General features: G+C 41.1%; 12 protein-coding genes. All 12 read right to left on the bottom strand.

The features are described 5' to 3' along the window. Window positions 1-14 precede the first annotated feature (14 nt). The 12 genes from gmd to AC57BQ_RS27855 all read right to left on the bottom strand — a co-directional run bounded on the left by gmd (window position 15) and on the right by AC57BQ_RS27855 (window position 12,416). Entirely contained in the window at window positions 15-1,151 is a 1,137-nt protein-coding gene (gene gmd / locus AC57BQ_RS27910) for a GDP-mannose 4,6-dehydratase (RefSeq protein ID WP_496409357.1), read from the bottom strand. 172 nt (window positions 1,152-1,323) lie between these two features. Further along, window positions 1,324-1,887, bottom strand: coding sequence for a DUF3109 family protein (locus tag AC57BQ_RS27905; protein WP_496409356.1), 564 nt, complete (start codon window positions 1,885-1,887; stop codon window positions 1,324-1,326). A 10-nt stretch (window positions 1,888-1,897) separates the two neighbouring features. Next, window positions 1,898-2,674, bottom strand: a complete 777-nt coding sequence (locus AC57BQ_RS27900) for a DUF3108 domain-containing protein (RefSeq protein WP_496409355.1) — start codon at window positions 2,672-2,674, stop codon at window positions 1,898-1,900. Window positions 2,675-2,871: 197 nt separating this feature from the next. Continuing rightward, complete coding sequence (locus tag AC57BQ_RS27895; protein WP_496409354.1) at window positions 2,872-3,387, bottom strand: DUF2480 family protein; 516 nt, start codon at window positions 3,385-3,387, stop codon at window positions 2,872-2,874. 103 nt (window positions 3,388-3,490) lie between these two features. Then, window positions 3,491-5,608, bottom strand: a complete 2,118-nt coding sequence (locus tag AC57BQ_RS27890; RefSeq protein ID WP_496409353.1) for a peptidylprolyl isomerase — start codon at window positions 5,606-5,608, stop codon at window positions 3,491-3,493. A gap of 176 nt (window positions 5,609-5,784) precedes the next feature. Then, a complete protein-coding gene (lptC, locus tag AC57BQ_RS27885; protein ID WP_496409352.1) occupies window positions 5,785-6,372 on the bottom strand; it encodes an LPS export ABC transporter periplasmic protein LptC in 588 nt (195 codons plus the stop codon). A 9-nt stretch (window positions 6,373-6,381) separates the two neighbouring features. Beyond that, on the bottom strand, window positions 6,382-7,722 hold the full coding sequence (bamG, locus tag AC57BQ_RS27880) for a BamG family beta-barrel-assembly machinery protein (RefSeq protein ID WP_496409351.1): 1,341 nt from the start codon (window positions 7,720-7,722) through the stop codon (window positions 6,382-6,384). Next, complete coding sequence (locus tag AC57BQ_RS27875; RefSeq protein ID WP_496409350.1) at window positions 7,715-8,458, bottom strand: type III pantothenate kinase; 744 nt, start codon at window positions 8,456-8,458, stop codon at window positions 7,715-7,717. Before AC57BQ_RS27875 ends, bamG begins: the two co-directional genes overlap by 8 nt. Beyond that, the gene (gene purQ / locus AC57BQ_RS27870) at window positions 8,458-9,150 is read right to left on the bottom strand and encodes a phosphoribosylformylglycinamidine synthase subunit PurQ (RefSeq protein ID WP_090471569.1); all 693 of its coding nucleotides are present in this window, start codon (window positions 9,148-9,150) and stop codon (window positions 8,458-8,460) included. Before purQ ends, AC57BQ_RS27875 begins: the two co-directional genes overlap by 1 nt. A gap of 45 nt (window positions 9,151-9,195) precedes the next feature. Further along, a complete protein-coding gene (locus tag AC57BQ_RS27865) occupies window positions 9,196-10,182 on the bottom strand; it encodes a DUF6427 family protein (protein ID WP_496409349.1) in 987 nt (328 codons plus the stop codon). 144 nt (window positions 10,183-10,326) lie between these two features. Next, window positions 10,327-11,313 (bottom strand): glycosyltransferase family protein, encoded by a 987-nt coding sequence (locus AC57BQ_RS27860; RefSeq protein ID WP_496409348.1) that lies wholly within the window; start codon window positions 11,311-11,313, stop codon window positions 10,327-10,329. 248 nt (window positions 11,314-11,561) lie between these two features. After that, the gene (locus tag AC57BQ_RS27855) at window positions 11,562-12,416 is read right to left on the bottom strand and encodes a UDP-2,3-diacylglucosamine diphosphatase (protein WP_496409347.1); all 855 of its coding nucleotides are present in this window, start codon (window positions 12,414-12,416) and stop codon (window positions 11,562-11,564) included. Window positions 12,417-12,493 lie beyond the last annotated feature (77 nt).

Below are 12,493 nucleotides of genomic sequence, written 5' to 3'. Positions count from 1 at the left end.
AGAATTGATAAATTTTATTCAAAGTAATTAAGCGTGTTAAAACCGCCTTTTTTCAGATATTCATCCTTTTTAACCAGGTGCAGGTCTGATAACACCATATCGGTAACCAGGGCCTGAAGGTCATATTTAGGTTTCCATCCTAATTTTTCAAAAGCCTTTGTAGCGTCTCCAATTAACAGTTCAACCTCGGTTGGCCTAAAGTATTTGGTATCAACCTTTACTACGGTTTGTCCAAACTTAAGGGCATCTGTATTTAAGCCCAGCTCTTTCGCTTTTTGCTCATCAATATCAATAATCACGCCACGCTCATGTTCATCCTTGCCGCTAAACTCTACTTCGATGCCTAATTCATTGAAAGCCATTTTTATAAAATCACGAACGGTAGTAGTAACACCGGTAGCTATTACAAAATCTTCGGCCTTTTCTTGCTGCAGCATTAGCCACATGGCTTCAATATAATCTTTAGCATGACCCCAGTCGCGCTGTGCCGAAAGGTTACCCACATACAGGCAGTCCTGCAAACCCAAGGCTATTTTTGAAGCTGCTCGTGTAATTTTACGGGTAACAAAAGTTTCGCCACGGATAGGGCTTTCATGATTAAACAAAATGCCGTTGCAAGCATACATGTTATAGGCTTCGCGGTAATTTACAATGATCCAGTAGCCGTATAGTTTAGCTACCGCATATGGCGAGCGCGGATAAAATGGTGTGGTTTCACTTTGCGGAACAGCCTGTACCAAGCCATAAAGTTCGGATGTTGATGCCTGGTATATACGTGTTTTTTGGGTTAGACCTAATAACCGTACAGCTTCCAGGATTCGCAGTGTACCAATGCCATCGGCATTGGCAGTATATTCGGGCGTATCAAAACTCACCTTTACATGGCTTTGCGCGGCAAGGTTGTATATTTCATCGGGCTGCACTTCCTGCACCAACCTGATGAGGTTAGTGGAATCGGTCAGGTCGCCGTAATGCAGCTTAAACTTTACATTGGGTTCATGCGGGTCATGATAAAGATGGTCTATACGGTCGGTATTAAATAAAGACGACCGCCGTTTTACACCGTGTACAGCATAGCCTTTCTTTAGTAAGAATTCGGCGAGATACGCACCATCCTGACCTGTTACCCCCGTTATTAAAGCTGTTTTCATAAGTATTTATCGGCTATAACTTATATTTACAATATTATCCAAAAACAATGAGAATTAAGAGAAAAAGAATCAAGAACCAAGAGGCAAGAGTTGAGACATGCAACAACTTTGATTTTGCTTTAATTTAATTAAGAAAATCATTAATTAAAACAGACTGTCTTGACTCTTATCATCAGATGCCCGAAACTTCATTCTCCAGCTCCTGGTACCATTCCTTCCCATATTTGCGTATCAGGGGATCTTTTAAAAATTCATGTACCCGTACTTTAAGCTCATCTCCGAAAGAACATGCAGGGCTGCAAATACTCCAGCGATCATAATTCAGCACGTCAAATTCGGGATAGGCGGTAATACGTATAGGATATAAGTGACAGGAGATAGGTTTTTTCCAGCTGATAGCACCCTGCTCGTAAGCTTTCTCGATACCACATTTGGTGACACCGTTTTCCCATATTACGTAAGCGCACTCTTTATTTACATCAACACAGGGTGTGGTATAATCGCCTTCAAAATCTTTTACATAAGTACCTACCTTTTCAATGGTTTTGATCCCCTTTTCGGTAAGGTAAGGTTTCACTTTAGGATATATCTCTTTTAAAATATCAAGCTCATCGGCATTTAAGGGCGCACCCGAATCACCTTCTAAACAGCAGGCGCCTTTGCATTTGTTAAGGTTACAAACAAAATTCTCTCTCACTACATCCTCGTGCACCAAAACATTACCAACCTCAATCATATTCTTTTAATTATTTTTTTATAGGATTTAATGGATACTTTAAACCGCTGGCTGCTTGCAGATCCATGGTGATACTGCCCAGTATAACCTCCACATGCGCCTTTACAGGTATCCTGTTGCCATCATTTGTTATCCAAAGGTACAATTTACTATCTTTTCTGAAAATACGCCCAGGGATGATTGTCGGATTAAATTTAAGACAGTTGAATTTCCCCATCGAACAACTCACCACTTCGGTACCCACGTAGGTGATACCCATAGAATGAAAGCCATCTTCCAGGAAGTACTGCAACTCGAATTTCTCCCCTACTTTCATTTTGGAAACATCAATAGTGCGGGCAAAATAATAGGCCGATACAAAATCAAATGTTTGTCCTTTAAATGTAAACACTCCTTTATTCGCGGTTACCTTGCTATCCTTATGATCAAAGGTCACATTATCGCTATGTTTCCATTTTCCTTCGCGCCTGTTCTCGGTATAAAAGTAGGGCATCAGGGTGTTTTGATCAACGTATGATTCGTACTTATTGCGCACTTTGTAAAAGAAATCAAAAGAGCCAGCCGTTTTACCCTCGGCTATTAAATGAAAGGCGGGGGCATCCAACTTTTTATCGCTGGCTTCCACCCTGATATCGGCCTCGGCAGCAGTAAATACACCGTACTTCATTTTATAGCTTAGCTTTTCGCCTACTTTAAAAACAGGTTCGCTGATTTTTGTAAGTTCCTGCGAAAAAACTTTACTACCCCATAAAAAGAGTAACATGGTAAACAAAAGGGATTTTCTCATTAGCAATAATTGCTTTTTATATCACACACCCACTGACAAATAGCGGGCCGAAGATATGACAAAGCTTTACTATAAATGGTTTAATCGCTCTTTTATTGTGTGGGAGATAGTATCAAGTAGCTAGTATCAAGTATCACGACTCTTTAACGCTACATAAAATGCAGCTGTCTTGATACTAACTACTTGATACCAAAAAATTAATCTTTTCGCTTATAAATGGGTACGGTTGAGCAGGGCTCGCCGAACATCAGGCTTTTTACTATAGGGCTGAGCTTTTTGGTGAGTTCCACATAGGCCGAAACCGGTACTTCGGTATCACCACAGCCTTTTAGTACAATACGCTGATCACGGTATTGCTCAAAATCGGCTTTGGCTATTTCTTTTTCAAACAATACGGTTTCCAAAACAGCTTCATCGCCAAAAACAATTTCCCGTGCATACGGAGCCATACGGTTAGCTAACAGCATATAGGCCCATGCGGGTACAATGGCATCGGCAGTGCAGGTGATGCCCACATTTTTGCCGGTATATTGTGCCCAGTCGTGTTCTTTTATAAATTCCCTGAAATCTTTTTCGCGTAGCATCAAACCGTGGAACAGGTTATCTTTAATATCATAAATAACACGCTCGCCGGCGGGATAAAAAGCAGCAGGATCCAAAGTGACCAGGCCACTCTGTGCTACTTTATTCACTATATTTTCCTGTATATCCATTGGAAGCAATTATTGAATTAGTGATTTTTAAAAATCCCAATAATAAAAAATCCGGGAACAGCACTCAGACTGATCCCGGATACAAAATTACTTTAAAATTTTCTTATAACAGTTTGTACCTGTTATCTTTTACAATAGCATTATCTTTCAAGGCATCCAGTATCTGGCCTGCCGCCCGTTGCATTAATGCCTGGGCTATTTGTTGTTTCTCTCTTACGTTATTTGTAAGTGCCGCAGGATTAGTGAAACCATCCACAACGTATACATAAACACCTTGCTGACCGTTAACCGGTTTAGAGAGTTTGTTAGGTTGTGAACCAAAAATAGAACCGATCACTTTATATTCCAATGATGCGCCCGGGATAATCGGGTTTGCAAAAACCACGTTTTGAACAGGAACAACCTTAACGCCTGCTTTTTGAGCAGCCTGATCGATGCTTGTAGCACCCTGGAATTTCTCGTCCAGTTGCTTAGCTTTTACTTCGTTGCGTACGGCTGGTTCAATTTGTTTTTTAACAGCCTCTAATGATAATATACCTTTAGGCTTAATTTCGGTTAGGCGGGTAACAACGTACTGATCACCTACGGTAAATACTTTATCGGTGATATCACCTTTTTCGGCTTTATATGCCCATCTTACAATGTCGCGTGCATTATCCAAGCCTGGTAAGCTGGCTGCAACACCTGTAAAATCTTCAGCTACGCTCTTTTTTAATCCTTCTTTTTTTACCTCGGCGTCAAAGTTATCTTTGGTAAGGTTACCTAAAAACTGTTGTGCGTGACTGTATGCTACTGTTTGAGTTTTGCTGCTGGCTGCTATTGGTTTATCAACAACGGCAACTTTTACCACTTTTACAGATCCTTTCTGATCTTCTATCTGGATCAGGTGTACTCCAAATTGTGAAGTAACCACGATCAGATCGCCTTTGCCTGCTTTAAAAGCAGCGTTGGTATATTCCGGAGTGATTTGGCCCTGGCCACCACCCATAGCACCATTAACGTCAAATGCAGGGATATCGCCGCCTTTTGTACCGCTGCCTTTATCAGCAGAGAAAGTAGCAGCCAGATCGGTAAATGATTTACCGCCTTGAATCAGTTTCTTGATTGAATCGGCTTTAGCAATAGCTTTTTCAACACCACCCTCGGTAGCCGGGTTAATTAATATATGACGGGTTTTTACCGAATCAAAAGTTGTTTTCTCATCAGTCAATTTGGCCAGTTTGTAACTGCCGTTTGATATGTAAGGACCATATACAAAACCTTTGGCCGCGTTAAACATCACGGTATCCAGCTTTGGCTCTAATCCGCCTTTTTTCTGGAAGCTGATAGGCGTTTTTGTTTCAGAATTGATCTGTACAAAAAGCGAATCGTTGGTGCTGGCTTTAAAAGCGTCGGCTAGTTTATCAACCTGTGCCTTTATAGCAACGCTATCATCTTTTGAAGGCGCCGCGTTAAAGCTTACATACTCAAATGAACGTACATCCTGCGGATTCTTGAATTCGCCTTTGTGCGCGTTATAATAAGTACTGTAGTCCTCATCAGTTAAAGTAACCTTGGCATCAGGAATAGAAGCATAATCCAGTGTGGCATATTTAAAATTCACCAGTTTGTTTTTTGCTTCATAATCATCTTTAGCATCCAGCGAGTTCACATACAAGCCGTTGGTAACCAAAGCCATGTATTTAGTCGCTTTCTTTGCTTCGATCAATTGAGTCAGGAAATCAGCCCAGGCTTGTTTTTGAGTTGGATCGGCTTTTGCTGATTGCAGGTAGCTCAAAAACTGGTTTAATTTGTTACGATCAAACTGACCGGTTTGCGGATCAGAGAACTGACGTGCTATCTGTGGGTCGGGGCTATTGCCATTAACCATTGATGTGCTTTCGTCGGTGCCAACTACAATACCTAATTTTTCAATCTCTTTGCCCATCAGTATCTGGCTCAGGTATTGGTTCCAGGTAGTTTCCTGTATGTAACTGGTGATCTGCGGAGAAATAGCTTGCCCCGCTTGTTTAAACTGTGCAGTATTTTGTTCCAGTTTTTTATTAAACTCATCGTAAGGCACCTTTTCGCCGTTCACCACAGCCAATTCGTTGCTATCGTCTCTGAAAAAAGAGCCGCCCGACCTTACAACCTCACTTACAATAAAAGCAAGGAGCGCTAAACCAATAAGGATGGCAACAATTTTCCCCATCCGGTCGCGCAAATAACCCATTATACCCATATACTTTTTATAATTATTTTTCTTATAATAATCTGTTCTTTAAAGGAAATGAAGCTATCATGCGCTAATCTATTTTTTAAAGGACAACTCATGACGGTTTCTATTGCTCAAAAGAGGGCGCAAGATACAATTTTTAGTAAAATTCTATAACACAAAATTTTCCTGATAAAAAAACGTTACTGAGCCCCGTTTTCGTCTACATGAAACACCCCTTTACTATTTTTAAGAGAAGGGTGTAAAAAGGCATCATCGCTCTCAAAACTATTCCCATTCATAACATTCCCGCTTTTCATAAAAACCTCCACAACTTTATGGGAGTACACTTTTTTTGTGGCCGAATCCCAAAACAGCTCATCTGATTTGTAAACATCGCCCTGGGAGTTGGTGGCCACTACGTTTTTCCGGAACTCATACAATTTTTCGCCCGCGTGCAGTATGCCGGTATCGGCAATAATGGTACCATCCTGCTTTTGGGTTAGTTTGTCGTAATGAATTATCTTGATCCCTTTAGGCGCTACTTTATAAGTAGTTTTGGTATTCTGGGGGTTGTACTGCAAAATTAAGGGCGCGGTAAGGTGTATAGTTACCTTAGCCGAGTCGCTCAGGATAAGATCCACACCCGTAGTAGGCTCTACTATAGTACCTACCTCGTTTGACGCGATCTCCTTAACCTTGTTCAGATCGTTCTCGCAGGATGATATAAAAAACACCAAAACGGGCAACAACAGGCATAAGCCTTTCCAATGTTTTACCCGGTTATACATGCTGTTTTCTTAATCAAATTTATATTTCTGGAACCACTTATCGTTCAGGGTGAAGCCTAAATGGATATTGACATAGTTTTCACGTACCAGGCCATTTACCAGGGAGCCTCTTCTGCCCACTTCGGCAGAGATATTGATCTTGTAGAAACTACCGTTAACAGGTCGTAAAGGCATACCAACACCCGCTGTAAGGGCATATGTTTTAATCCTGGTATTGTTAACCATCATATAAGTTTCATCATATATAGCCCCTAAACGGTAATCAACCGAAGCCAGATAGTTACGTAAGGTAGCAATGTTTGGCGTATACTGACCACCGACGTTAAACGTACGGCTATCCTGCAAACCCTGGTTTACGCCACCAATTGATAGTTGCGACCATTTGCTCATGGTATAATCAGCGCCTACCAGGAACTTGCCATCGCTTTGGAACGATATACCAAAACGGTTGGTTAGCGGAAGTTTTATTTTTGTTTTGGAACTCTGTTTATTGACAACGCTATCCAACGGGATATCTTCGTTACCACTGTTATCATTAAAATACTGGCTTACAATAAAACTGCTGGTAGAATTCAGCTTGGAGTTTAATGAGCCCGAATACCCGAAAGTAAGGTGCTTGGTATCAGAAAAATCAACGGAGTATTGTACACCATAATCATAATTTAACCCGGCTATAGAATTGCTTGATTCAATTTTTGAGTTGGTTGTACCTGGTAGCGGATATATTACCCCGTTAATATTAGTGTTTATTTCTGTTGTACTAATGTCTTTTAACGTACCGAAGATGTAAGATACGTTAGCACCAATTAAGAGGTGTTTGCCTATACCAAAACCATAACCAAAATAAGCTTTTGATAAACCACCATCGCCGCTGTAAGTATAATTGGTAAGGTTGGTATCGGCAGGTATCACGCCGTTTCCTTTAACGGTGTTTTTATAGTTATAACCGCGTTCGCTGTAAGGCAACAAGCCAAAACTCAATGCAGAACGTTTGGTTACCGGTATTGCAAAAGCCAAATGGCTTAACCTGAAATTGCTATTTTTCTGACTGGCAGAACCCGTTTGGCTTAGGGTTAAAAAGTTGCTGTAAACGCCTATATCAATAGTAGTAAGATTTATGGCGCCGTATGAAGCCGGGTTTACTATATTGATATTGTTAAATCCGCTTATTTTGTTTGTGGCCACGCTAATACCACCCATACCTATATTCTGAGGCATTAACTGAGGATCAATGTCACCTATACCATACCTTGAATATGGAGAGCTTGTGGTAGCCGTTGATTGTGAATGTGCTGCAAATGCACTAACAGCCAATAAAAGTGTTATAAAAAACCTGGTATATTTAATCATTATGCTTTTGTATAGCTGCGTTTAATCCTTTTAAAACCAAATAAGGTTCAATTTTAATATAGGGGGCAAAGATGCTATTTTTCAATAGAGTATCAAAAAAAATACTGTCGCCCCCGCTTAGCACAATATTTAGCTGGGGATTGTTGGCTTTATAGCTTTCCATAAACCCCAATAGTTCATATTTTATTCCGTTTTGCACACCCGAGCGTATAGCTGTTTCGGTACTATCGCCATATGCTGCATTAAAGGCGGCGTCTGTACTGATCAATGGCAAGCCGGCTGTATAATAATTTAAAGCCTTATAACGCATATTTAATCCCGGTGATATACTGCCGCCAAAATAATTTCCGGCTGCATCAACGTAATCATATGTTATAGCGGTTCCGCCAGTAATTACCAGACTGTTGAGCTCCGGATAGGTATGGCTTGCTCCTATAACAGCCGCTAAACGATCAGTACCAAGAGTTTCAGGGGTTAAATAATGGTTCTGTATACCGCTGTTTATTAATGCGTTGAAATAGGTAACCGGCATTTTTGCCTCTAAACCGGTTTGCCAGGGCTCAACATGTTTTTTTACAGATGATATGATTGCCCTGTCGATCTGATAATTATTTAAAAAATTATCCAGCGTGTCAGGGTCAACCGTTTCAAACTGCATTACTGCTAACAGTTCATTCAGCTTAAAAACCGCGATTTTTGTATACGTATTACCAATATCGATAACCAAATTGGTCATCAGGCCTTAATTAATGATAATATAGATTCAAAAATAGCCAGTCCATCTTCATTAGCCAGCAAACTGTCGGCAGCGCGTTCAGGGTGAGGCATTAATCCAAATACGTTCCTGTTGGCATTGCAAATACCGGCAATGTTCTCCAATGATCCGTTAGGATTGGCATCGGCAACAATGTTACCGGCCTCATCGCAGTATCTGAACAATACCTGATCATTATCATTCAGCGCCTTTACTACATCGGCACTGGCAAAATAGTTACCCTCGCCATGAGCGATAGGTATTTTATAAGCCTGATCCTGTACCAGTTGGGCTGTAAGTAATGATTGAGTTGTTTGCGGTTTTAAATAGATGTTGCGGCAAATAAACTTGCGGTTTTCATTGTGTAATAAAGCGCCATCAAGCAAGCCGGCTTCGGTCAATATCTGGAAACCATTGCAGATACCCATTACATAGCCACCTTTTGCTGCAAATTGTATAACCTCCTGCATGATGGGTGAAAAACGGGATATCGCGCCGGAACGAAGATAATCGCCAAAAGAAAAACCGCCTGGTAAAACAACAAAGTCAACACCTTGCAGATCATGGTCTTTATGCCATAACCTAACCACCTGCTGACCCATTATTTTTTCTAATACATATATGATGTCTTCATCACAATTAGACCCGGGAAATATAACTACTCCAAACTTCATGCTACAAAACTAATATAACCGTTGAAATTTGAACGAATGTAAAAGTTAAAATTTGTTAAACTGAAAGTAGATAATGCTGATTAGCAGCAATAAGAACAGGCTTTCATAAAACCATTTACGGGTTGCATACAAAAAAAAGTAAGCAAAAAACACCGCAACGGGGGCCACACATAACAAAAAGTGATTCAAATGGAAGGCCGCGTTTACATAAAATGAAAAAGCGGTGATCAGAAAAATAAGGAATAATAACTGGAAAGATTTACGGGTTTGCACGTAACTTTTAAAGAAGTTTTGCTGTAATTTAAAAAAACAAAGCACCAGGATCATGATCACCGGGATAAGCAGCAGGTAATTATAGGAGTTGATGCTGATATGATCCGGAAATTTGGTTCCTAAGGGCAGCCAGATGTTGCCAAAGTTTTTAATACGATCATTCAGATAATAAAAAACCGCCAGGAAGAAAAATACTGTGGCATAACCTAATATCCCGGCTATCCACTCGCGCCAATTGAAAGGTTTAAACAATACCAGCGCTATCCAGATAGACAAAAACAAATAAATAAAGGGGAAATAGATCAGCGAACCGAGGGCTACTATCATACCCAGATCATATACTGTTGATTTGGCATCCTCGCCTTTGTACAAGCTAAACAGCTTAAACAGCATCCATATCAACAGGAAATTACAGATGAGCGGGGCGCTCAGGATCAGGAATGGTGCAAATAAGCCTGATAGGGTAACATACATTAACGCCGGCAAAAACGTGGGCTTACCCAGCAAATTATGAAAGTTGATGAGGTAATTTAATAAAAGCGCCTGTATAAAAACCAGTACCGCCGCCAAAAAAATATTTAAAACCGGCGAAAGCGCGTATTCATAAGCAACCGGTATCAGCAAGCGGGCAAAGGGCTCTACAAAAATGAACTCCAGCTTATCGGGAACATGAAACAAATAACCCACACGCGACAAAAACAATATGATGATGAGCCATAAAGCATTGAATGGATTAAAGGTTCTGAAAAGATTGATCATCAAAGACGTTGTTTGCGGCGTAAAACTAAGAATTTTGGAGTAAGGATTTCTAAATGTCTGACTCTTGATCAGCTGAATTCAGCGATTAGCATGATTTTTCTTTTGTCCTTGCTCTTTGTTCCAAAAATCCTTGCTCCCCAAAAATCACTTCCTCGCGTACCGCTTTACCAGATCGTCGACAATTTGGGCGGTCTCATCGGGGAAATCGACGATCACTTTTTTATCGTCCTGAATCCAGTTATTCAGATGGCCCGCAAACTTATCGTTGATCTCATTAACCACAGGCACGCCCAGTTTTGATGCTGCCAGGGCGTTGCATTGCTGCTCGTATTGCCCTTTCATGGGTATCATGAGCACCTTTTTTTTCAGGAACAATGCTTCAGCCGGGCCTTCAAAACCGCCACCCGTAAGCAAGCCTTCGCAATTGGCCAGGCTGGTATTAAAAGCCTCGTTATTCACCGGGAAGATCTCGACGTTGCCAGAACGATAGGGTGTTTTCTGTCGTTTTGAAAATATCTGCCATTTGGCTTCGGTCTGGCTTAAATGCTTCAGCAGTGTTTTATCGTCATAAGCCGGCAGATAAACGGAATAATGCCCAAGATTGGCCGTTTCCATTTCACGGATCTCACTCCTGATCACCGGGGTATGGATAAAATCGGCATAACGCTCAAAGTGGAAACCCACATGGTGCGTGGTTGGCGAATAATATTTGAACAGCCACTCGGCATAGTTCCACTTTTTGGGCCGGGGTGTATTAGGCGAAACAAAGGAACACTGGTGACTTAATGATACCGAGGGCACTTTTTGCAGGCGGCATGCCCAGGCGCTCACCGGTTCAAAATCATTAATGATCAAATCGTAATGATCCAGCGGCAGGCTGTGCATATCGCGCCAAAGCTGGGGCAGGTTCATAATTTTAAATGTAGCCCAGTTATCAACACCACCTTTTTTGCCGAATACAAAGCTAAAACCGTGAAAACGATATTTAAGGGGTTGCGACAGGGAAACCTCAGCTTCTGTACCGCTTATTAACAGGTCAACCTCGCCATATTGCTGTAATAAAGGCACAATTTCACGAGCCCGGCTTATATGGCCGTTACCGGTTCCCTGTATGGCAAAAAGTATTTTCATAGTAGTAGAACAGTTTTCACTATAACTGAGATGGCATATGACCCATTTCTGTTACAGTTTCAAACATCATATTTTTATAACGGGGGGTAATTTAGTGATTAGTATCAAGTAGTGAGTATCAAGTATCAAGATTTTGCTATTTTTAGTAGTTGGTAACAAGGCCTTACTATGAACCTATGATGGATCTCTTATAATCGATAATAAACATATGGTCTTGATACTTGATACTAACTACTTGATACTATGCCTCAGTGCGGTTCCTGTTTAAAGCGTTCGAGTAAGCTTTTTACATCCATCTTGGCGTCCAGGTCTTCAGCATCGGTTTTATCATCGTCGTCGGTTTCGGTTTTAAAGTCGTCGGGGTTATATTTAAATATAGTCCATTCGCCATTATAATACTCCAGTGAGGTAAGGCTCTCCACCCAATCGCCCGAGTTTAAGTATAGTACGGAGCCGGTTTTTTCGGTGTTCTCGATAGTCCTGATCTCGGCATGGTGAATATGCCCGCAAATAACATATTGGTAGTTTTTATCTACAGCCAGGTCGGCCGCGGTTTGTTCAAACTGGTTAATAAATTTTACAGCCTCTTTAAAACTGGCTTTTACTTTTTGCGAAAAGCTCATTTTTTGACGACCCAAAGCCGTTAAAAACCAGTTAACAAAACTATTGATCAAAATAAGGCTATCATAACCCACTGCGCCCAGCTTGGCCAGCCATTTGGAGTGCTGCATGGTTACGTCAAATATATCGCCATGAAAGATCCAGGCTTTTTTACCATCGATATTGAGTACGATCTTATTCAGCAACTGGAACGATCCCAGGTTAAAATCGGTGAACTTGCGCAGCATTTCGTCGTGGTTACCGGTGAGGTAATGCACGGGTATGCCATCGGTAACAAATTTGAGGATGCGGCGCACCACTTTCATGTGGGCTTCGGGCCAGTACGATTTACTAAACTGCCAGATATCAATAATATCGCCGTTAAGGATAAGCATTTTAGGCTTGATGCTTTTTAAATACTTCAGCAATTCTTTGGCATGGCAACCGTATGTACCCAGGTGCACGTCAGATATTACTACGATATCAACTTCACGTTTTGACATTAAAATAGAGGGGTTAATTGCTCATCCGGCAGGCGCTGCCGGTTAATATTTATAGTTGAAATGATTAACAAACGATT

The sequence above is a fragment of the Mucilaginibacter sp. BGA-UO-ETr-C110 genome, from assembly GCF_059567985.1.
The sequence above is the reverse complement of the archived record's forward strand: the minus strand, read 5'-3'. Positions and strand labels throughout refer to the sequence as shown.